This window comes from Sphingobium fuliginis (assembly GCF_004152845.1).
GTDB lineage: Bacteria > Pseudomonadota > Alphaproteobacteria > Sphingomonadales > Sphingomonadaceae > Sphingobium > Sphingobium fuliginis.
In genome coordinates, this window is the sequence record NZ_SEON01000002.1 from 389,677 (window position 1) to 411,685 (window position 22,009).

Consider the following 22,009-nt stretch of genomic DNA (forward strand, 5'->3'; position numbering starts at 1 on the left):
CATATGGCCATGAAACCCCTTGACCAACGGTCCCCGGCATAGTCTTCTCCCACCGGGGACCAAGGGGGGCATCATGGATCAGGAACGCATTGGCGGCGACGGCTTCGCTTTTGAGGGCAATTGGCGCGACTATGCGCCCATTGCCTTCACCAACCTGCTGCTGACGATCGTCACGCTAGGCATATACCGCTTCTGGGCGACAACGCGCACGCGGCGCTATCTCTGGGCGAACACGCGCTTCATCGACGACCGGCTGGAATGGACGGGAACGGGCAAGGAACTGTTCCTCGGCTTCCTGATGGTGCTGGCGCTGATCGGCCTGCCGTTCCTCTTCCTTCAGTTCGGCGCGCAGGCCCTCGTCCTTCAGGGGCATGGCGGCATGGCCGCGATACTGACGCTCGCGGCGTTCGTGACGATCTTCTACATGGTCGGTCTCGCCCGCTTCCGCGCGCTGCGCTACCGGCTCAGCCGGACATGGTGGCACGGCATCCGGGGCGGCAGCGACGATCAGGGCTTCGGCTACGGCATTTCCTATATGTGGAAGTCGGCGGTGGGCAGCCTGGCGCTGGGCCTGCTCGTCCCCTGGTCGATGATGTCGCTGTGGAACGAACGCTGGAACAAGATGAGCTTCGGCCCGCACAGTTTCGAATCGGCAGGCGATCACGGCCCGACCTTCCGGCGCTTCCTGCTCTTCTACCTCCTGCCGATCCTGCTGTTCGTGGGCGGAGGCGCAATGGTCGCGATGGCGGGCTTTCCGGGACAGGACGGTGCCGGCTCCCGCATGGCCGGGGCCATCTTCGGCATCATCGCGTTCGTGCTGACCTTCTATCTGGGTCTCGGCCTCATCGCGCTCGCCTTCTACGCGAGTTTCTTCCGTGAAGCGGTGGAGGGGCTGTCGCTCACGGGCCTCGACTTCCATTTCTACGCGCGGACCAAAGACTGGATATGGCTGTTCCTGGGTGACATTGCGCTGGTCCTCTGCACGATCGGCATCGGGTCGATCTTCCTGCAATACCGGCACTGGAAGTTCTTCGTGACCCATATGGGCGTGACCGGCACGATCTATACCGACGAACTCACACAGTCGCAGACGAAGACCAGCCGCCATGGCGAGGGCCTGCTCGACGCGCTGGACGTCGGCGCTTTCTGAACCGCATGTCGGACTTCCGGCTCTGGCATTATGACGGCGCGTCGGCGGTCCGACGCAATGTCCTGCTTCGTACCGCCGGCACCGGCTTCGTGCTGGAGGAGCCGGAGAGCGGCTGGACAGGCCTGCCCATAGACTGGAGCGACCTTACCGTCATCGGCCTGCAGGACGACCGTTCGGCCTATGGCCATAAGGCGATCCCCGGCTGGCGTCTGGGCTTTTCCGGCGAAGCGCCTCCCGACATCGCCGCCCATCTGCCGACGGGCGAACGCTATGGCCGCTGGATCGATCGCTTCGGCCTGTGGCCGGCGGCGGGAATCTTCACCGTCGCCGCCGCGCTCATCGTCTGGGGGGCGCTCGAAGCACCCGCCGTCATCGCCCCGCTCGTCCCGCAAAGCTGGGAGAACCGCATGGGCGATGCCATGGTGGGCGATTTCGGCGGGCGGTTCTGCCACACACCGGCAGGCGATGCCGCGCTCGAACGGCTGGCGGCGCGGATCGACCCCGGCCATGAGGCCCGCGACATTTCGCTCGCCAACATTCCCATGGTGAATGCGGTGACATTGCCGGGGGGAAGGATCATCCTCTTCGATGGCCTGGTCCAGCAGGCAAAGTCCGCCGATGAAGTCGCGGGCGTGCTCGGCCATGAACTGGGCCATGTGCGCCACCGCGACACGATGACAGGCCTCATCCGCCAGCTTGGCCTCAGCGTCGTGCTGGGCGGCGCGGGGGGCAATGCCGGCAATTATCTGAACGGCGTGCTGTCGCTGAGCTATGGCCGCGGCGCGGAAAGCGCTGCGGACGGCGTCGCCATCGACCAGATGCGCGGCGCCGGGATTTCGCCTGCCGCGACGGCCGCCTTCTTCGACCGGATCGGCGGCAAGGACGAGGGCACGGAAGCGCGGGCGATAAGCTGGCTTTCCTCCCATCCCCTCTCCGCCGAACGCCGCCGCCGCTTCGCCGCTGCCGTGGAGCCGGAGACATCCTACCGCCCGGCGTTGGACCAGGCACAATGGCAGGCGCTGCGCGCTTCCTGCGCCAGCGATCCGAAGGTCGCCAAATTCTGGGGCAAACCCTTTTAGGGTACATGGGCTCGGATTGTTTAAATCAGCCAGCCCCACCATCCATGCGAACGCAAAAAAGCGGCCTGTTGCCAGGCCGCTCTTTCAAGCGAACGAAGCAAGCCGAATCAGGCCGCGGCAGCGGCCTTCTTCTTCGCGATGTCGCGCTTCAGGCGGCGAGCCTTCAGCGACAGCTTGTCGTCGCTGGTCTTCAGCAGCCAGTTGTCCAGGCCGCCATTATGCTCGACCGAACGCAGACCATGGGTCGACACGCGCAGCTTCACGGTCGTTTCCAGCGCTTCGGAGATCAGCGACACGTTCTGCAGGTTGGGCAGGAACACACGCTTGGTCTTGTTATTGGCGTGGGAAACATTGTGACCCACCTGGCGGCCCTTGCCGGTCAGCTCGCAAATGCGCGACATAGTCAATCAACCTTGTAATTCGGGTTCGTTCGGAAAGCGGCGCCGATAACGGGATTCCCGACGCTCGTCAACCCGCCCAGCGCCTTTCGGGGCCGCAACCCTTTCCGACTCATGAGCGTTGACGGGCCATAAGCCAAAGGAGGCGGAAATGCGATTCATTGGTGGCCTGTTGCTGATCGTCCTGCTGGTTCTGGCCGGCGGAATTGCCACCGGCTTCATCGACCTGCAGAAAACGCAGGAGGGACGGCTGCCGGAAATCGCGGTCAAGGGCGGCTCCCTGCCCAAATATGAGGCCAGCGTGGCCAGGGTCGAGGTCGGCAAACGCAAGGAGACGGTCGAACTGCCGACAGTGGACGTACAGAAGCCCTGAGGCCTGTTCTGACAGCGGGATAGCGAGGCATTACAGCCCCTCCCCCAAAGCTCCGTCATCCTGTATGGGCGAAGCCATGTCCTCGCCCTTCCCCCTGCCCGATCCGATGCGGCGTGCGCTCGATCTCGCTTATGCCGCCGCCGGAGCGGGAGAGGTGCCCATCGGCGCGGTCGTCACCCTCGACGGCCGCATCATCGGTGAAGGGGAAAATCGCAACCGGCGCGACAATGATCCCACCGCCCATGCCGAAATGGTCGCGATCCGCGCCGCGGCAACCCATCTGGGCGACTTCCGCCTCTCCGGCTGCGACCTCTGGGTAACATTGGAGCCGTGCGCCATGTGCGCCGGGGCGATCTCCCACGCCCGCATCGCCCGCCTCTATTATGCCGTGGCGGACCCCAAGGGCGGCGCGATCGAACAGGGGCCCCGCCTCTTCACGCAACCGCAATGCCTCCACCGGCCAGAGGTCTATGGCGACCTCGCCGCCGCGGAAGCATCAACGCTGCTCAAGGCTTTTTTTCTCGCCCGGCGCTGAATAGTCGATGCGGTAGAGCGTGTAGGGCAGCGTCATCCCTGTCCTCAACGGCACCGGCTTCAGCCAGCCGGGCACCTCGCCCCGCATCAGACCGGCATAAAAGCCCCTGGGGCTGCGCGACTGATAGATGGTGCCCTCGGGAAAGCCGGGGCAGACCAGCAGATAGGTGGCATGGTGCTTCGCCGCGATCGGCCGGAACGCGTCGGCAGGGCCGTCATAGGCATGGTGCATGTCGAGGATCGTCGCGCCGTTGCGGTGATAAGGGCCTGCCACGGCGCTGTGGTGCGTCGCGACGATCAGGCGCGGTCCCAGGTCGACCATGGTGAAGATGGTGGCGGGCGGCAACTGGTCGAGCACCTGCAGCGCCGGCAGGGTGCGGCACCGGCCATTGGCCTTGTCGATGGCCTTGCGACGCAGCTGTGCCGTCGGCCTTTGCGGCTTGGGCTGTTCGCCCGTCGCCTTGACCCAGAGCTGGTTCAACTGCGGATAAAGCGGCGTTGCAAAGGCTGCCCCGGCGAGCACAGCCGCGCCCAGCGCCGCGGCCAGACGGGCGGCGGGCCGCCCCGTCTCGATCAGGCACAGCAGCCGATAGGCGGCCCAGGCGGCGGGCGGTATGGCCAGCAATTGCGCCGCCGGTCCGGCGCGAAGCTGCCAGAAGAGCAGCGCGGTGGAAAAGAGCATCATCAGGCCTACGGTGGCCCAGGCCCAGAGCCGGTCGGCGTCCCTGCGCGCGTCCCACAGCGCCCAAAGCAGGCCGATCAGGCCAGCCGCCGGAATGGCCATCAACGGCACCACCAGGCTGCGCGCCTGCACGGTGATCGGCTTGGCTTCGCGGATATTGACCAGCCACAGCTTCTCCAGCTCGGGCGAGATCTGATAGGCGCCCGACAGGCATTGCGGCCAGTTCATCCAGGCGAAGGCCGCCACCGCCGCTCCGACCAGTACCCCCGCACCCAGCCGCGCCGGCCAGCTCTTGAGCGGGAGCAGCGCCAGCAGCACCATCCCGGCCGACGCAACCGCGAAGATCGCCACCCAGATGGGCGAGATTGCGTCGCATACCATTTCCCGGTTGGCGTAGCTGGCGAACAGCACGAACAGCAGCGACGTCGCTCCGCCAAGGCTGATCGCATAAGGCAGCATCCGCCGGGCCGCGCCGTCCTTGAACACCCAGCGCATCGCGATCAGCGCGCCGCCTGCCGCCAGATAGACGATCATTTCCATGCCGATGGTGATGGACAGCGCGCTGCTCACGCCCGCGACGATGCCGCCGCGCAGCCAGTTGCGGTCGACCACGCCCGCCAGCATCAGGACGGTGAAGGCCAGTTGCCAGCCATGATGGTCGATCCGCATCGGCAGGAACATGCTGATGCCCATCTGCGCGGCGAAGGGCGCCACCGCCGCCAGGAACCAGCTATTCCCCCCCGCCAGCCTTCGCGCGATGAAGCCAAGGCCCAGCATCAGCGGCAGCATCGGCAGCATCGGCGCAATGCCGCAGGCCAGCCGGTCGGCCAGCCCCTGGTCCAGGAAAGCGCGGAAGAACAGCATCAGCGCGGCCAGCGGCAGGTCCACCAGCCGCGACCAGTGGATATTGAACCCGGCGGGCGGATCCAGCCGATATTGCCGCAGGTCGTACCATGACTGCCCGGCCAGCCAGTCCTTCACCTGCAGATAGCGGATATTGTCGTCCGTATCGCTGAGCGTCAGCCAATGGATCTGCGGCCAGCGCGTGGCGATCATATAGGCCATGGCGCCGATCCACAGCAGGACGGTCAGCCACTTCCAGTTGCGCTCCGCATAGCCGGAGAATTGCGCCGCGACAGGGGCGACATGAGCGCGCAGGACAGACCAGCTTTGCAGTTTCATGGTGGCTCGATTAGAGGGTCCGCATCAAAGCGCAACGGGGCGGCATGAAAATCCTTCATATCTTCACACCGGAAAAGCAGGCGCTGTTCTGGCAGATCGTCCGTTACGGCCTGACCGGGCTGTTCGTGACCGCCTGTCAGGCGACGATCTACTGGACGCTGGCCGCGCCGGTCAGGCTGCATCCGCAAGTCGCCAACGGCATCGGCTATCTGGCGGCGGTGGCGGTCGGCTATGTCACGCACAGCAGCTTCACCTTTCGTGGGCATGGCGGGCGCGACAACCAGGCGGCGCGGGGGGTCCGCTTCGTCGCGGTGTCGCTGGTGAGCTATGCGCTGAACGCGCTATGGGTGTGGTTGTGCGTGACCCATATGCAATGGCCGGAATGGTCGCCCATCCCGGCCATGCTGTTCGTAACCCCGGCGGTGGTTTTCGGGCTTAATCGGCAATGGGTGTTTCGGTGAAGGAGTAAGCGTCGGAACGGAGGGCGATTACCAGCGGCCTGCCGTCCGGATGCTCGTTTCGCTCGCTGCCCACCCCCGGCCCCTCCCGCTTGCGGGAGGGGAGGTTGTTAATGCACGAACCGCGCCACCACATCGCGATAGGACCGACTGACCTTCACCTGCGCGCCCGATTCCAGCACCAGGAAGCATTCGCCATTGGTATGCGGCTTCACCTGCCGCACCTGGCTCAGATTCACGATGGTCGAGCGGTGCACGCGCTGGAAATTGCGGGGGTCGAGCCGCTTTTCGAGGTCCTTCATCGTCTCGCGCAGGATCAGCGAATTGTCGGCGGTATAAATGCACATATAATCGCCCGCCGCATCGATCCGCTCGATGGAATCGACATCGACGCGGAAAATCTGCCCGCGATCCTTGATGTTGATCAGCTTCTCGAAGCGATTGGCGGCCGGCGCGTCGCCATCGCCCGAAAAATCGTTCATCGCATCGGGCGCTACCTCGGCCAGCACTTCGCGCAGCTTTTCCACTTCCTGCACCTGACGCTTTTCCGAAAGCCGCTGCCGCACCCGGTCGAGCGCGTCGGCCAGCCGGCCTTCCTCGACGGGCTTCATCAGATAATCGACCGCCTGCGCCTCGAAGGCGCGGATCGCATGGTCGCTATAGGCGGTGCAGAAGATGAAAAGCGGCGGCTCGATCTCCATCAGCCCCTGCACGACGGAAAATCCGTCGAAACCGGGCATTTGAATGTCAAGGAACACAAGGTCGGGCTTATGCGTCTTTATGGCGCGGATCGCTTCCCGGCCGTTGGAACAGGTTTCTACGATTTCGACATCCTCATGCGCTTCCAGACGCAGCTTGAGGCCTTGGATAGCCAGGCTTTCGTCGTCGACGAGGATTGTTCTGATGGTCATGCGGCCACTCTCGATGGTTCATCCAGGTTAAGCGGTATTTCGATCAGGACCGAAAAGCCGCCAGGCGTGGAACGCGTTTCGAAGCTCTGTCGTTCCCCGAAGGCCTGAATCAGCCTGTCGCGGATGTTCGCCAGACCGACGCCCGTTCCTTCGCTGGCCGGATTGTTCGGGCGGGTGAACCCCTCATTCAATCCCGGACCCGTATCGGATACGATGATCCGGACGTTTTCACCGGCAGGCTGCGCCGTGACGGAGATTTCCGCGCCCTCTTCCTTGGGCGTCACGGCATATTTGATCGCATTTTCGACCAAAGGTTGCAGCAGGAGAGAGGGGAGGCGCGATTGCGAGACCGCCGGATCGATGTTGAAGACCGGCCGCAGCCGATCCTCGAACCGCATCTTCTCGATCTCCAGATACAGCTTCAGCGTCTCGATCTCCTGCTCGATCGTCACCTGCGCGGTCGGCTCGTTGATCAGCGTATAGCGCAGGAAGGAGGACAGGCGGGACAGCATGGCATTGGCCCGGTCGGTCTGCTTCAGCAGCACCAGCGTCGAGATCGAGTTCAGCGTATTGAACAGGAAATGCGGGTTGAGCTGATAGCGCAGCATCGCAAGTTGCGCGCTGGACGCCTGATTCTCCAGCCGCAGCAACTGGTCCGCCTGCTCCTCCACCGTCAGGTAGAAGTTGATCGCATAATATAGCGCCGACCATGCCCCCAGCAATGTCATGCTGAGATAGAAGGCGCCCAGGAACAGTTGCAGCCCCGCCGTGTCGCTGCCCCGATTCTGGGTGGAGAAGACCCAGGCGTCGATAAATGCGACCAACCCCGCCGCGACCACCACCGTGACGATGGAGGCGCCCCAGGTCACGATGGGCCGCTGCCGCTGGAGGAAGCGGAACACTACCGCGATCAGCAGCGTCACCGAATAGCCCGACACGGTCGAGATCATCACCGGGATCAGGCTGGAAAGCGGCTGCCCATTGGCGATGGTCGAGGAACCGCGCAACAGGAAGGCGCCGGCCCACCCCACGGACTGGAGGTTCCAAAAGGCGCGGTTCTTGTCCGCGAAGAAAGGCTGGGGCTGGAAACGATGAACCGACATTATCGCCAGCCTAAAGCATCAGGCAAAAAAGTGGGAACCGGTTTTTTGCGGCCGGTACGTGATCGATGAAAAAATGAAACACAAAGGGGGCTCGCCATGCTGGAACGAATTCAGCATGGCCGACCGATTCAAAGCGCGCATTATCGTCAGGCAGCCGCCGCTTCCTGAGTCACCGGCGTCTCCTCATCGACGCACAACCAGATCAGATCGCTCGGCTCCAGCGCGCGGCCGTCATGGGCCTGGATGGTCATCTTGCGGATCGGCTGCCGGTCGCGGCTGTCGGCCAGCACCTGGCAGGAGATGGGACCGCAGCCCCATTTCTCACCCCATTGGCGCAGCGCGATCATCGCAGGCGCCAGATCCTGTCCCTTGTCGGTCAGGCGATATTCCACCTTGCGCCGGTCGCATTGCATCGGCTGACGCACCATGATGCCGTTTTCCACCAGCCGCGCGAGCCGATTCGCCAGGATGTTGCGGGCAATGCCGAGGGTCGACTGAAACTCCTCGAAATGCCGGATTCCCGACAGAGCGCCCCGCAAGATGAGGAACGACCAGCGTTCTCCCATCGCCTCCAATGCGCTGGGCAGCGCGCATTGTTCCAGATCCTGCGCCAGATTATGTGTCATCGTCTTCATTTGATAGCTCAAAGCCACCCGCGTTGCAAAAGCGCATCGCTATTCACCTAAGATGGGATTTTTTTGTTGCACAGCAAGGGGCATCGCGGACAATCGCAACAGGATGCTACGCCAATACGAACTTGTTGAACGGGTAAAGCGCTACGATCCGGATGCGGACGAAGCGATGATCAACCGCGCCTATGTCTTTTCCGTCCAGAAGCACGGGTCTCAGAAGCGCGCCAGCGGCGACCCCTATTTCAGTCATCCCATCGAAGTCGCCGGCATATTGACCGATTTCAACCTGGACGATCAGACCATCGTGACCGCGCTGCTGCACGACACGATAGAGGATACGCTCGTCACCTATGAGGAGATCGAGCACGCCTTCGGCAAGGACGTCGCCCGGATGGTCGACGGCGTCACCAAGCTCAGCAAGATCGAGGCCATGTCCGAAAATGAGCGGGCCGCGGAGAATCTGCGCAAATTCCTGCTCGCCATGTCGGACGACATCCGTGTGCTGCTGGTGAAGCTGGCCGACCGGCTGCACAACATGCGCACGCTGCACTTCATCAAGAATGAGCAGAAGCGCCGCCGCATCGCCCGCGAGACGATGGACATCTACGCCCCGCTGGCGGAGCGAATCGGCATGTACGACTTCATGCGCGAGATGCAGTTGCTGGCCTTCCGCGAGCTGGAGCCGGAAGCCTATGACAGCATCACCAAACGGCTGGAGCAACTGAAGGAAGGCGGCCATGACAAGGTCGACCGGATCGGCGCGGAACTGCAATTGCTGCTGGGCGGCAAGGGGCTGCCGGTCACGGTCTCGGGCCGCGAGAAGCATCCCTATTCCATCTGGAAGAAGATGCAGGAACGCCATATCAGTTTCGAACAACTGACCGACGTCATGGCCTTCCGCGTCATCACCGAGACGACGGAGGACTGCTACCGCGCATTGGGCGTCATCCACCAGACCTACAAGATGGTGCCGGGGCGGTTCAAGGATTACATCTCCACGCCCAAGCGCAACGGCTACCGCTCGCTGCACACCACCGTCATCCATCAGGACAATGCCCGCATCGAGGTGCAGATTCGCAGCCGCGACATGCACCATGACGCCGAACTCGGCCTCGCCGCGCATTGGGCCTATAAGCAGAAGGGCGACGCCACCGACCACCATGCAGCCTGGCTGCGCGACCTGGTCGAAATCCTGGAGCAGAGCCAGGATGCGGACGAACTGCTCGAACATACCCGCATGGCGATGTATCAGGACCGCATCTTCGCCTTTTCCCCCAAGGGCGAGCTGCACCAGTTGCCCAAGGGGTCGACGCCGGTCGACTTCGCCTATGCCGTGCACACCTCGCTCGGCAACCAGACGGTCGGCGCCAAGGTCAATGGCCGGGTCGTGCCGCTGCGCACGACGCTGGAGAATGGCGATCAGGTGGAGATCCTGAAATCCGAAGGACAGGAGCCGCAGCCCGGCTGGCTGACCTTCGCCATCACCGGCAAGGCCCGCGCCGCCATCCGCCGCTATATCCGCCAGAAGCAGCGCGGCGAGGAAGTCGCTCTGGGCGAGAAGCTCTATGAGGAAATCATCGGCCGCTTCTCCCCCGAACTGGCAAGCGAACTGGGCGACAAGGCATTGAAGGCGGCGTTGAAGCGCCTGAAGCTGGACGACCGCGCATCCCTGATGGTCGCCATCGCCACCCATCGCCTGCTCGATTCGGAGGTGATGGAGGCGCTCATTCCCGGCTCCACCAGCGTGGAGGGCATGGAGGAAGCCCATCCGCGCCAGCACGCTCCGGTATCGATCCGCGGCCTGACGCCCGGCATCGCCTATAATCTGGGCGACTGCTGCCACCCCGTCCCCGGCGACCGCATCGTCGGCGTCCGCCGCACCGGCGAACCGATCGAGGTCCACACCATCGATTGCCGTTCGCTGGAGGCGGGACAGGATGACGACTGGGTGGATTTAAGCTGGGACAGCAGGTCCAAGGGCGGCACCGCACGGCTTCAGGTGATCGTCAAGAACCAGCCGGGCGCGCTGGCGGCCGTCACCAACGTTTTCGGCGCGACCAAGGCGAACATCCTCAACCTGCAACTGGTGAACCGCGAAGGCCCCTTCCACACCGACATCATCGACCTGGAAGTCGCCGACGCCCAGCATCTGAACCGCATCCTCTCCGCCCTGCGCGGCCTCGACACGGTGGTGCAGGCGGATCGGGTCTAGAGCGTTTTCCAAGCAGATGGAATCATCTGCTGACTCGGAAAACGCGACAAAACAAAAACTTAGAGCAGTCGAGCCGATGCAATCGGATCGAAATCTGCTCTAGCGGCAGCGAAGGATGGTTGGCGGGGGCCAACTCTTCTTGCCGGCCGCGCGGGGAATGAGGATGCGGGGTGGGCTGCTGCCCTTCAGCTTTCCTGGAAGTATGGCGCGCTCTTGCGAAGGCGGGGGTATGATGCGCTCAACCGCAGCAACCGACATTCCCTCACCAATACCGTCCAGGGAAAAGAAAAAGGGCGGCGCCGAAGGCACCGCCCCGATTTCCTCCGGCCATAGCCGGTAAGCAGCCCCGCCTGCGCGGGGCTCGACCGAACTTACTTGAGTTCGACGGTCGCGCCGGCTTCTTCCAGCTGCTTCTTGATCTTCTCGGCTTCGTCCTTGCCGACGCCTTCCTTGACGGCCTTCGGCGCGCCTTCGACCAGAGCCTTGGCTTCGGTCAGGCCCAGGCCGGTGATGGCGCGGACTTCCTTGATGACGTTGATCTTCTTGCCGCCGTCGCCGGTCAGGACGACGTCGAATTCGTCCTTGGCTTCTTCAGCAGGAGCAGCGCCGGCAGCGCCACCGGCCGGAGCGGCAACCGCGACGGCAGCGGCGGCCGAAACGCCCCACTTTTCTTCCAGAGCCTTGGAAAGCTCAGCGGCTTCGAGGACGGTCAGGGCCGAGAGCTGGTCGACCAGAGCATTGATGTCTGCCATGTTACTTTACCTATTCCCTTCTGGGCGGGGCATGAGCCCCTTAAACGAGAGTTGAAAACAATATTCCGGGCAATCCCGCGGCGATCAGGCCGCGTTCTTTTCCGCATAGGCGTTGAAGACCCGCGCGAGCTGGGCAGCCGGGGCCTGGGTGACGGTTGCGAGCTTGGTAGCCGGGGCGACCAGAAGGCCGACCAGCTTCGCGCGCAGTTCATCCAGCGACGGCATCGAGGCGAGCGCCTTGACGCCCTCCGCGTTCAGCAGCACTTCGCCCATCGCACCGCCAACGATCTCAAGCTTGTCGTTGGTCTTGGCGAATTCGACCGCAACCTTCGCGGCTGCGACCGGATCGGCCGAGGAAGCGAGCCCGACCGGACCGGTCAGCAGGTCGCTGATGCCGCTATAGTCGGTGCCTTCAAGGGCGATCTTGGCGAGGCGGTTCTTCGTAACCTTGTAGGTGCCGCCGGCTTCGCGCATCTTCTGGCGCAGCTGGGTCGACTGGGCGACCGTCAGCCCGAGGTTGCGGGTCACGACGACCACGCCGACTTCGGCCAGATGTGCGTTCAGCGCGGAAACGACCTCAGCTTTCTGATTACGATCCATGCCTTTACTCCACTTCATGTCCGCCGGAAAATCCGGTGGACGGCAAAAACCCGCGACGAATCGCGGGGCATTGGTCCGAAGGGGAGAGATCGACTGGCCCGCATCCCTCAGGGAGAACAGGCAGACCCGGACAGGCAAGGCCCGGCCGGTAAAGAACTTTTCCCCGTCTAGGCCGGAAATTAAGAAGGGCATATTCCCTTCACCGACTGTCTCGGACGGAAGACCATCGACATTTCTGCCGGGGGTCTGCTGCGGGCGCCCCTACAGATTTGGAGGCCCCCTGTCACGCAAAATCTGGCGATTGGCGATGGAAGGCGACGGAAAAGCGCCGCTTTACGCCGAAGTTCACACCATATGCGCGCATGCGCGCGAGCGCGCGTAGCCGCCCGGGTAATGGGTCCGACATTTCAAAGAAGGGAGCGGAATAGGCTGACCGCGGGGATGTAGGACAGGATGAAAGCGGTGCCAGGCCGGGCAATAGGATGTTTTTTCGCCAGCCGTGGCCGGGAGGTTACAGTCGGCAGGGCCGGTTCAGACGGTGCGATGATCCGCCGGGAGCAGGAGCGCGGAGCCCCCAGGCCAGAACGTGGAACAGAATCGCCGCCTTCCACCCCGTTCCCCCCTCCCCCAGGCCGTTCCCACCCGGAAGGATGGTTTACGCCCCGTCGGACCCCTTGCCATGCAAGAGCAAATAGCCATATCCTTCCCCATCATGAACAGCTTCTCGATGATGGCATATCCCGCGATGATGGCGGACAAGGATCAGGACGACCAGGGCGACGGCCCGGGCGGCCCCAATGTCGGCATCGCCACGCGCACGCGCGCCCGGACGAAAAAGCCCTCTCTCTACAAGGTGCTGATGCTGAACGACGACTACACGCCGATGGAATTCGTCGTGCACGTTCTCCAGCAATTCTTTCGCATGGACATGGAGGAGGCGACGCGCGTGATGCTGCACGTCCACCAGCGGGGCGTCGGCGTATGCGGAATCTTCAGCTATGAAGTGGCGGAAACCAAGGTGAATCAGGTGATGGACTTTGCCCGCCAGAACCAGCACCCGCTCCAGTGCACCTTGGAAAAGGCCTGATGGTGTCCCGGGGCACCTGACAGGCGGGCATAACGCGAATCTCACCGGCCCACGACTCGGGGCCATGCCCGGCAATCGATGACGTGGCACGGACCCAGCGGTTCGGTGACGCCTTCAGCCTGACCAGAGGATGGCATTCTGCCAGCGCGGCCGTGCAAGGCGTTTTTCCAGACGGTGCTGTCAGTCCAACGCGAACTCGTCGCCATCAGATGCTCTTATGTCAGCCGGGCACTCCAGCATGGGGAAAGCAGCGAAGGCATGCACATCCCGGCCCGGGAACTGGAGAATATCGTGGTAGAGAAGCTCCCGACCCTGTGCAGGTATCCGTTGCAGTTCGCCATGGACATCGGCATGTCCATCGATGGTGCCAACCTGCCAGCATTCGTCGCCGGCATCGAGACGCTGGCCGGTATGGCTATCGCCGCATCCATGCCTTGCTGGGCCAAGCGGGCTGGCAGGTCAGCCTGTCGGTGGTCGAGCGTCTCTGGCGGCGGGAGGGTCTTAAAGTGCCGAAGTGGCAACCGAAACGGCGGCGGCTCTGGCGCGGCGACGGATCGTGCGTCCGGCTGCGCCCGGAGCATCGCGGGCATGTGTGGTCCTACGACTTCGTCGAGGATCAGACGCACAACGGTCGCAAGTTCCGGATGCTCAACATCATCGACGAGTTCAGCCGGGAGAACGGCTATATCGAAAGCTTCAATGCCCGTCTGCGAGATGAACTGCTCAACGGCGAAATCTTCTTTAGTCTTGAAGAGGTGCGGATCGTCACCGGCTGGTGGCGCGATCATTACAACCGGGCAAGGCCGCACAGCAGCCTCGGATATCGACCACCGGCCCCGGAAACGATCAGGATGCCAGCCTGGCCGCTCGGCTCCGCTACGCTCCGCCTCCCGTCCAGGCTGGCATCGGAGGCGCAATTCAACTAACTACGCAATCGGACCAGTCATCGCGGGCAGTCCAATCACCCAAACTGGTGGAGGGTGATGCACCATGCCCTGACGCCATGCTCCCGGAAGCAACCTGTAATCGCTCCGTCTTAGCATTCTTTTCACCATGATAGTTTAGGAACGACGGATCTGGGAGAGGGCTGTCGCGTGCTCAAGGCGTTACAGATTGGCTACAAACCTCGTGAGACACGTCACCCGGTGTTGATTCCGGCGAGGATGCGCGTGGGCGAATCCTGGGTCGAAGCGGTGATCCATAATCTGTCCTCGGGTGGCGCACTCGTGGCATCCGACGAAGCCCCCGAGCGCGGCACTTATGTAGAGATACGGCGTGGGCGACTGACGATTATAGGGCGGGTCGTCTGGCGGAAAGATCGCTTTTTCGGGATTCAGGCGCAGGGCAGGCTCGATATCGCTGCCATAATCAATGAACCGCGCCTGGCTTCCCGTCCCCGATCTGCGAATGATCCCGAATCATCCTATGAGCGCCGGGCTCAGCCAAGAGCGGACGCAGATGCGCGCATTGCGCGCCAATTGGAGAATAGCCGACGTTGGTCAGCGGCATTCCAATTTGGTGTGTTCGTAGTCCTTGCTCTCATTGCCGCAGGCTTTGCCGCCAACGAACTTTACCAGATCCTCTCGCGACCGTTTTCCGAACTGGAAAGTCACCTTTAGTACTCCGCCTGTCAAACGGCCCTTTAGCTGCACGCTGCCCGAACCTACACCAGCAGGCTCAAGGCTGTGTGAGCCGTCCGGCGGCCAAGTCGCGCGCCATCGTGATGAATGCCTGGAAGAATTCCGGCGATTGGAATAATAGAGACACAACGGCACGAGCGGTGGCGTCCAGTCTTCGAGAATGAATCTTGGCTCGTGACACGAACTGGAACTCGCCCTACGCCCTGCAACATTACCCAAGACAGGCGATCGACCCAGCAAAAGCGACCCTTATACGACATATGGCGCATGATTTTATCTGCCCGACGGCGGACGGGCAGCTTTCGCTCTTCTCCGCCGTCGATGGACGCAAGGTCGTCTTCAACCCGATCGGCCTGGGTCTTTCCCCGTGGCTGCGTGTTGTTCGCGCATGACAACAGCAACTATGGAACGTTCGGGTGGCTGCGCCTGTGGCGCATTGAGGTTCATAGCCCGAGGTGACGCGTCACGTGTGGGCCTTTGTCACTGCCTTGTTTGTCAGAGAGCGCATGGCGCACCCTATCTTGCCTTTGCCGTCTTTGCCCGCGCGGCCGTCGCTCTTTGCGGTCCATATGCGGCGTGGGAGAGCAGCCCCGGCTATTATCGGCTACATTGCCCTACATGCGGATCTCGGTTCGTGAACCTTGCCGGCGATGAGATCGAGCTTCCCGTCGCGAGCTTCGACGACGCCACGGGTCTTGTGCCGCAATATGAGAACTGGATCACCCGTCGGCTGCCGTGGGTCGCGCCTCTTCCCGTTCCTCAATTTGCACGCAATCGGGAGTCTTGAAGTTTAGCGGACATATATGAGCACAGCGAGGCGGATCACCTCGGGCGACGAGTTGAAGTATCGGAACGGGCTCTTGGGGCGGCTGCTCACGCCGTCTGTTTACCCGTTGCCACTTAGCTTTGACGGCGCCCTCCCCAGCGCTGAGTGAAGATATTCCTAGAAATAGTCGGAGTAATTTCCTACAGCGGCATGTCTGAATATTGGATAGGCGGCGGGAGGGTCGAAGGGTGCAGCTAAATCTCACGCTGGCGTTGGCGGTAGCCGCTGTTCCGGCGTCGGCTCTGGCGCAACCGGCATCTGTCGCCATGACGGTCGCCGCCGACGGTACGGGACCGACCATCGACCGCGACATCTTCGGTCAGTTCGCCGAAAATCTGGGAACAGGCATCTATGGCGGCGTCTGGGTGGGCGAAGACTCGCCGATACCCAATGTGCGTGGCATTCGCAGCGATGTGGTTCAGGCGCTGAAGGAATTGAATGTTCCGAGCGTTCGCTGGCCGGGCGGGTGCTTTGCCGACGAATATCATTGGCGCGATGGGGTCGGTCCTCGCGCCAAGCGGGCGGTGACGGTGAACGGCAGCTGGGGCAACGCGCTGGAGAAGAATGATTTCGGCACGGACGAATTTTTCGACTTCATCGATCAGATCGGGGCCGAAGCCTATATATCGGTCAACATGGGATCGGGCAGCGTCAAGGAAGCCGCCGACTGGCTCGCGTACATGACCGCTGATCGCGGCACGACGGCGGGGGCGGAACGCGCAGCCAATGGCCATCCCAAACCCTACCGAGTCAAATTTCTGGGTCTTGGGAACGAAAGCTGGAGTTGTGGCGGCGCGTACACGCCCGACTATTATGTCGATGAAATGAAGCGCTACGCTCGCTTCGCCCGTAACCTCAACCTCGAACAGCAGGGCACGGACAATCCTGCGGGCGGTTCGGTAGCCGGATCGGACCCGATGCAACGGATCGCGGTTGGGCCCGGCGGACTGGACACGGCCTATACCGAAGCCGTCATGAAGGCATGGAAGGCGCATGACTGGAGCTGGAGCATCGAAGGGCTGTCGATGCACAACTATACCTGGATCAGCTGGCCCCCGCCCTTTTCCAGCATCGACTTTGGCGAGCGCGAATATGCGATGCTCATCAAGGACACGCTGAAGATGGAGGAGATGATCCGCGTTCACTCAGCGGTGATGGACAAATACGATCCGGACAAGAAAGTCCCGCTGGTCATAGATGAGTGGGGCGTTTGGCTCGCGAAGCTGCCAGGCAGCAAGGATGGTTTCCTGCATCAGCAGAACTCCATCCGCGACGCCGTCATCGCTTCGATCAACCTCAACATGTTCGTCCGCCATGCCGAACGGGTCCGCATGACCGCCATCGCCCAAATGGTGAACGTGCTTCAGGCGATGATCCTGACGGACGGGCCGAAGATGGTGCTGACGCCCACCTATTACTTGTTCAAAATGTATGTGCCGTTCCAGAACGCCACGCGCTTGCCGATTAGCTTCGACGCGGGAACATACAGGTTCGGCGAGGTGAGCGTGCCGCGCATCGATGCGATTGCGGCGCGCGGCGCCGACGGGAAGCTGTGGATCGCGCTCACCAACGTCGACCCGAACAATGCCGCCTCCATCGATGCGGCGGTGGCGGGCATCCGCGCGCGCAAGGCATCGGGTACCGTGCTGACCGCATCGCGGGTCGATGCGGTCAACAGCTATGACAAGCCCGACATGGTCAAGCCGCAGCCAAGTGCCGCCAAGGTGATCGGCGGCCGGTTGAAAGTGACATTGCCGCCCAAGTCGGTAACCGTTCTGAGCGTTATGGAATGATGGTCAAACGCCGACATCGAACGACCGCCCGCGCGAACCGGGACCGGATCGCGTGAAAGCTGTTGCCGCGTTGGCCGCAGTTGCAGCGACCATCTTTCCCGTCGATTTGCCAGCTTTTCCGTCGATTTGCCGGCCGCCTCTCCCCCACCGCCTTCCGCCGCGTCGCCGGCGGCGAAGCAGCGCCTTATCGTGCTGAGCGACATTGAGACGGACCCCGACGATACCCAATCCTTCACTGTTATGGTTCACAAGCCAGCATCTCGCCGCACCAGGATTTGAATAAGGTAATGGCCGTGCTGCACCAGCATAAGCACGGGCTTGTATATGCGCAGCCACGATGGTGTGTGATCCGCCATATGCGGCAAATATCGCACCCGACGAACGGTCCATGTCGAACCGAGGTGGCGCCTGGACCTCGACATTTACTCCGATAAGATTCATAGTTTACTCCGACAAATTGGTTCGATAGGGTGCTCTTGGGCATCTGATTGGGAGATTTACATGAGCTGGACGCGTCGCAGTACGCTGGGGGCTGGAATCGCGTTTGGGGCCCTGCCGCGATTCACATGGGCCGCGCCGGCTGCGACGTCGATCGCGACACCCTTTTCCCTGTCGCAGGTCAGGTTGAAGCCTTCGATCTTCCTGACGTCGGTCCGGGCGAACGCGCGCTATCTCCTGTCGCTCGACGCCGACCGGCTGCTGCATAATTTCCACGCCGGCGCCGGATTGCCGACTAGGGGTAAGGTCTATGGGGGGTGGGAATCGCGCGGGATCGCGGGCCATTCGCTGGGCCATTATATGAGCGCGGTGTCGCTGATCCACGCCCAGACGGGCGACCCGCAATTCCGCGACCGCGCCGCTTATATCGTCGGCCAACTCAAGGCGATCCAAGCCAGGCACGGGGACGGCTATGCTGGCGGCACCACGGTCGATCGCGACGGCAAGACCGTCGATGGCAAGGTCGTGTATGAGGAACTGCGCAGGGGCGAAATCCGCTCGACCGGGTTCAGCCTGAACGACGGATGGGTCCCCTTGTACACCTATCACAAGATCATGGCAGGCGCGCTGGACGCGCATCAGCATGCGGGGATCAAGGACGGCTTGACCGTGGCGATCGGGCTGGGCGACTATCTGGGCAAAATCCTAGAGGGGTTGAGCGATACGCAGGTCCAAGACATCCTGCGCACCGAGCATGGCGGGCTGACCGAATCATATGCCGAACTCTACAAGCGCACCGGCAATCGCCGCTGGCTGACCCTGTCGGAACGGATGCGGCATCACGCGATCGTCGATCCGCTTCAGGCCGGGCGTGATGAACTCGCCGGCAAGCACGCCAATACCCAGATTCCGAAGATCATCGGCGAGGCGCGACTGCATGAACTGACGGGCAACGCGGACCGCGCGAAAGTCGCACAGTTCTTTTGGACCACGGTCACGCGCGACCACAGCTACGTCATCGGCGGCAACTCGGATCACGAGCATTTCGGCCTGCCGCGCCAGCTTGCCCAACGGCTCGACCAACAGACGTGCGAGGCGTGCAACAGCTACAACATGCTGCGCCTGACGCGGCATCTGTACAGTTGGAGTGGCGAGGCCAGCTATTTCGATTTCTACGAGCGCGCGCACCTCAACCATATCATGAGCCAGCAAGACCCGAAGACGGGCATGTTCACCTATTTCACCGCGCTGGCACCGGGAATGGGACGGGTGCATTCCAGCCCCACCGAGGATTTCTGGTGCTGTGTCGGCTCGGGTATGGAGAGCCATTCGAAGCATGGCGAAAGTATCTATTGGAAGCGCGGCGATGCGGTTGCGATCAACCTCTATTACGCCTCCACGCTGAACGCGCCCGAAGCGAAACTCGACATGGATACCGAATTTCCGCTGGGCAATATGGTGCGGATTGCGGTGACGAATGCGCCGAAAAGGCTCGCGCTGCGCGTGCCGGGCTGGTGCGCCGACCCGTTGTTGAAGGTGAACGGCAAGACTGCGGGCGTCCGGGATGGCGGCTATCTGATGCTGACCGGACTGAAGGCGGGGGACCGGATTGAACTGTCGCTGCCCATGCCGGTACGGGTCGAATCGATGCCCGATGATGCCAAGCTGGTGGCGTTCGTCAGCGGGCCGCTCGTCCTGGCTGGTGATATGGGGCCTGGCAAGGGAGCTTGGGACGGCCTCGACCCCGCCATCGTTACCGACCGCGCCGAACCGGTGCTGGTGGCGGCTGCCGGACTGCATCACTATCGCCTGGGCGAACAGGGCAAGCCGGGCGACCTGACGCTACGCCCCTTTTTTGCGCAGCATGAGAACCGCACCGCCGTCTATTTCCGACGCTTCGACGTGGCGGAATGGCCGACCCAGGAAGCCGCGTGGACCCAAGCCTCGAAAGACCGGGCGGACTTGGCCGCGCGCACGATCGACGTGATCCGGCTGGGGGAGCAACAGCCGGAGGTGGATCACGCCTTTGCGGACAGCGGTCAGTCGGCGCCCGTTTCCCACGTCGCCGACCGCAGCCGGAACGTGAATGTCGGGTTCTTCGAATTTGACCTGGCCGTCGCGCCCGGCCCGCTCGCGCTTCAGGTCGCTTATGGCGGCAGGCAGCGCGACAAGGATTTTCGGATCATGATCGATAGCGAGCAACTGGTGCGCGAACGCTTGCCGGGGGAGAGTACTAGCGCCCGCAACGTGCAGACCTATGCGCTGCCGACGAAAATGACGCAGGGTAAGTCGAAGATTCGCGTCCGCTTCGAATCGGACAAGTGGCAGGGCGTCGAGGTCTATACGGCCCGCACCATGCGGCTCAAATCGGTCTAGGGTGTGTGGGGATTCAGTTCAGGGTGGAGCGAAAATGGTGGCTTTCGAGAACCAGCGCGCAGCGTACTCAAAGTACGTGAGCACTGGAAGCGCAGAAAGCCGCCATTTGCAGCCCGCCATGGGCTGAATCCCCACACACCCTAGAGCCGATTCCGATCCGATTGCATAGGCTCGACTGCTCTAAGTTTTTGTTTTGTCGCGTTTTCCGAGTCAGCAGATGATTCCATCTGCTTGGAAAACGCTCTAGCTCGAAATGCGACATATGCTCGAGCGTACGACACAGCAGAGTTCAAGAGGCAGAACTCGCGTCGACTATCCAGTTTGAAAATCGAAGGGATTTCAATGAACGGAATTGGTATCGGGGCGGCGACTGCAATTCTGTGTGCCCTGGCTGTGCCGTCGCTGGCTCGCGCGCAGAATCCCATCGTCCAGACGCGTTTCACGGCCGACCCTGCCCCCCTTGTGCATGATGGCGTGGTCTATCTCTACACCAGTCATGATGAGGATGACGCAACCGGTTTCAAGATGCTCGACTGGCAGCTCTACAGCTCGACGGACATGGTGAACTGGACCGATCGGGGAACCGTCGCCTCCTTGAAGACTTTTCCGTGGGCGGTGCAGAGCAACGACGCCTGGGCCCCGCAAGTCATCGCCAGAGATGGAAAATTCTACCTCTACGCTCCGATCAGTATCGCGGGGCGGCCCAAGAATGTCATTGCAGTGGCGGTCGCCGACAAGCCCGAGGGGCCCTTCGTCGATGTGTTGGGCAAGCCTTTGATCGCTCCGGCCAATGACAATATCGATCCGACCGTTTGGATCGACGACGACGGTCAAGCCTATCTTTACTGGGGCAATCCTGACCTGTATTACGTCAAGCTCAACAAGGACATGATTTCCTATTCAGGTCAGATCACCAAGGTCGATCGGATCCTGGATTATCAGGAAGGACCTTGGTTCTATAAGCGGAAAAACCGCTACTACATGGCCTTCGCCTCCACCTGCTGCTCGGAAGGGATTGGCTACGCAATGAGCGACAGGCCGACGGGCCCATGGACCTATAAAGGGCCGATCATGGCTCACGACGCGCGCGCGACCGGCAACCATCCTGGCATCATCGACTACAAGGGCGGATCGTACCTGTTCGGCTTTAACTATGAACTGAACTTCGCGATGACGCCGATGCATCACGAGCGGCGCTCGGTGGCGGTCGCCAAATTCAATTACAATCCAGACGGCACGATCCCCAACTTGCACTGGTGGGACAGAACCAGCGCACCTCAACTTGAGGCGCTGAATCCTTACAAGCGCGTTGAAGCAGAGACGATAGCCTGGACCTCGCGTCTCAAGCGCGATCAGGACCGGCCATATGATTGGGCTCCGGGCGTAACGACTGCGGGGGATGCGAAATCCGGTATCTTCGTGACCACGACCAAGAATCGCAGCTACATCAAGGTCGCTGGTGTGGACTTTGGTTCCGCTGGCGCCAAATGGTTCATTGCCACCGTCGCCAACGGCCTGCCGGGTTCGATGATAGAGCTGCGTTTGGACCGTACTGACGGGCCAGTGATCGGCACTCTGCCGATCGGCGAAACCGGCGCGCCTGGCGTTTGGCAGGAACGCCAGACAAGCATAGCGGGTGCAATCGGCACCCATGATTTGTACCTGCTTTTCAAGGGCAGCGGCGACAGGTCGCTATTCGACTTCGATCACTGGCGGTTTGTCCAATAACGACAGGGGGACGGCCAGACATTTGAGCTGGCCGTCTCTTCCCGTAAGCGAGAGA

General features: G+C 62.1%; 21 protein-coding genes. 14 read left to right on the plus strand and 7 right to left on the minus strand.

The features are described from left to right. Positions 1-73 precede the first annotated feature (73 nt). The gene (locus EWH10_RS06760; protein ID WP_025549930.1) at positions 74-1,150 is read left to right on the plus strand and encodes a YjgN family protein; all 1,077 of its coding nucleotides are present in this window, start codon (positions 74-76) and stop codon (positions 1,148-1,150) included. 5 nt (positions 1,151-1,155) lie between these two features. Further along, on the plus strand, positions 1,156-2,229 hold the full coding sequence (locus EWH10_RS06765; protein WP_044661533.1) for a M48 family metallopeptidase: 1,074 nt from the start codon (positions 1,156-1,158) through the stop codon (positions 2,227-2,229). Between the two features lie 107 nt (positions 2,230-2,336). On the opposite strand, the gene rpmB is transcribed toward EWH10_RS06765, so the two are convergent. After that, positions 2,337-2,630, minus strand: coding sequence for a 50S ribosomal protein L28 (gene rpmB, locus EWH10_RS06770; protein ID WP_025549932.1), 294 nt, complete (start codon positions 2,628-2,630; stop codon positions 2,337-2,339). 148 nt (positions 2,631-2,778) lie between these two features. Between rpmB and EWH10_RS06775 the strand changes: the two genes are divergently transcribed. Together EWH10_RS06775 and EWH10_RS06780 are read left to right on the plus strand one after the other, a co-directional pair. Beyond that, entirely contained in the window at positions 2,779-3,000 is a 222-nt protein-coding gene (locus EWH10_RS06775) for a hypothetical protein (protein WP_025549933.1), read from the plus strand. Positions 3,001-3,076: 76 nt separating this feature from the next. Beyond that, positions 3,077-3,535, plus strand: a complete 459-nt coding sequence (locus EWH10_RS06780) for a nucleoside deaminase (protein ID WP_044663033.1) — start codon at positions 3,077-3,079, stop codon at positions 3,533-3,535. Here EWH10_RS06780 and EWH10_RS06785 read toward each other — a convergent pair. Beyond that, positions 3,497-5,398: a hypothetical protein gene (locus EWH10_RS06785; RefSeq protein ID WP_044661532.1), complete on the minus strand. Its 1,902-nt coding sequence runs from the start codon at positions 5,396-5,398 to the stop codon at positions 3,497-3,499. The genes EWH10_RS06780 and EWH10_RS06785 overlap by 39 nt on opposite strands. A 44-nt stretch (positions 5,399-5,442) precedes the next feature. On the opposite strand from EWH10_RS06785, the gene EWH10_RS06790 reads away from it, so the two are divergent. Further along, positions 5,443-5,859, plus strand: a complete 417-nt coding sequence (locus EWH10_RS06790; protein WP_044661531.1) for a GtrA family protein — start codon at positions 5,443-5,445, stop codon at positions 5,857-5,859. A 107-nt stretch (positions 5,860-5,966) separates the two neighbouring features. Here EWH10_RS06790 and EWH10_RS06795 read toward each other — a convergent pair whose 3' ends face one another. From EWH10_RS06795 to EWH10_RS06805, 3 genes are all read right to left on the minus strand, one after another. Then, complete coding sequence (locus tag EWH10_RS06795) at positions 5,967-6,767, minus strand: LytR/AlgR family response regulator transcription factor (RefSeq protein ID WP_044661530.1); 801 nt, start codon at positions 6,765-6,767, stop codon at positions 5,967-5,969. Further along, positions 6,764-7,870 (minus strand): sensor histidine kinase, encoded by a 1,107-nt coding sequence (locus tag EWH10_RS06800; protein WP_044661529.1) that lies wholly within the window; start codon positions 7,868-7,870, stop codon positions 6,764-6,766. Before EWH10_RS06800 ends, EWH10_RS06795 begins: the two co-directional genes overlap by 4 nt. Before the next feature lie 146 nt (positions 7,871-8,016). Then, positions 8,017-8,496 (minus strand): winged helix-turn-helix transcriptional regulator, encoded by a 480-nt coding sequence (locus tag EWH10_RS06805; RefSeq protein WP_025549937.1) that lies wholly within the window; start codon positions 8,494-8,496, stop codon positions 8,017-8,019. A gap of 112 nt (positions 8,497-8,608) precedes the next feature. Between EWH10_RS06805 and EWH10_RS06810 the strand changes: the two genes are divergently transcribed. Further along, positions 8,609-10,714: a RelA/SpoT family protein gene (locus EWH10_RS06810; protein ID WP_044661528.1), complete on the plus strand. Its 2,106-nt coding sequence runs from the start codon at positions 8,609-8,611 to the stop codon at positions 10,712-10,714. Between the two features lie 371 nt (positions 10,715-11,085). On the opposite strand, the gene rplL is transcribed toward EWH10_RS06810, so the two are convergent. Next, positions 11,086-11,466 carry a 50S ribosomal protein L7/L12 gene (gene rplL / locus EWH10_RS06815; protein WP_007687446.1) on the minus strand — a complete coding sequence of 127 codons (381 nt, stop codon included), beginning with the start codon at positions 11,464-11,466 and terminating at the stop codon, positions 11,086-11,088. Positions 11,467-11,550: 84 nt separating this feature from the next. After that, positions 11,551-12,066, minus strand: coding sequence for a 50S ribosomal protein L10 (rplJ, locus tag EWH10_RS06820; RefSeq protein ID WP_025551854.1), 516 nt, complete (start codon positions 12,064-12,066; stop codon positions 11,551-11,553). 727 nt (positions 12,067-12,793) lie between these two features. On the opposite strand from rplJ, the gene clpS reads away from it, so the two are divergent. The 8 genes from clpS (at position 12,794) to EWH10_RS06860 (ending at position 21,954) form a co-directional block, all read left to right on the plus strand. Continuing rightward, positions 12,794-13,153: an ATP-dependent Clp protease adapter ClpS gene (gene clpS, locus EWH10_RS06825; RefSeq protein WP_229742482.1), complete on the plus strand. Its 360-nt coding sequence runs from the start codon at positions 12,794-12,796 to the stop codon at positions 13,151-13,153. Positions 13,154-13,362: 209 nt separating this feature from the next. Beyond that, positions 13,363-14,079 carry an integrase core domain-containing protein gene (locus tag EWH10_RS06830; protein ID WP_268236494.1) on the plus strand — a complete coding sequence of 239 codons (717 nt, stop codon included), beginning with the start codon at positions 13,363-13,365 and terminating at the stop codon, positions 14,077-14,079. 168 nt (positions 14,080-14,247) lie between these two features. Continuing rightward, positions 14,248-14,772, plus strand: a complete 525-nt coding sequence (locus EWH10_RS06835; RefSeq protein ID WP_048577268.1) for a PilZ domain-containing protein — start codon at positions 14,248-14,250, stop codon at positions 14,770-14,772. A 188-nt stretch (positions 14,773-14,960) separates the two neighbouring features. Next, complete coding sequence (locus EWH10_RS21695; RefSeq protein ID WP_165363318.1) at positions 14,961-15,185, plus strand: hypothetical protein; 225 nt, start codon at positions 14,961-14,963, stop codon at positions 15,183-15,185. 11 nt (positions 15,186-15,196) lie between these two features. After that, the gene (locus tag EWH10_RS22215) at positions 15,197-15,580 is read left to right on the plus strand and encodes a GFA family protein (protein WP_200887662.1); all 384 of its coding nucleotides are present in this window, start codon (positions 15,197-15,199) and stop codon (positions 15,578-15,580) included. A 305-nt stretch (positions 15,581-15,885) separates the two neighbouring features. Beyond that, positions 15,886-17,412, plus strand: coding sequence for an alpha-N-arabinofuranosidase (locus tag EWH10_RS06850; RefSeq protein ID WP_165363347.1), 1,527 nt, complete (start codon positions 15,886-15,888; stop codon positions 17,410-17,412). 501 nt (positions 17,413-17,913) lie between these two features. Next, positions 17,914-20,226 carry a glycoside hydrolase family 127 protein gene (locus EWH10_RS06855; protein ID WP_130029863.1) on the plus strand — a complete coding sequence of 771 codons (2,313 nt, stop codon included), beginning with the start codon at positions 17,914-17,916 and terminating at the stop codon, positions 20,224-20,226. Between the two features lie 342 nt (positions 20,227-20,568). Further along, a complete protein-coding gene (locus tag EWH10_RS06860) occupies positions 20,569-21,954 on the plus strand; it encodes a glycoside hydrolase family 43 protein (protein ID WP_052628200.1) in 1,386 nt (461 codons plus the stop codon). The last annotated feature ends 55 nt before the right edge of the window (positions 21,955-22,009 follow it).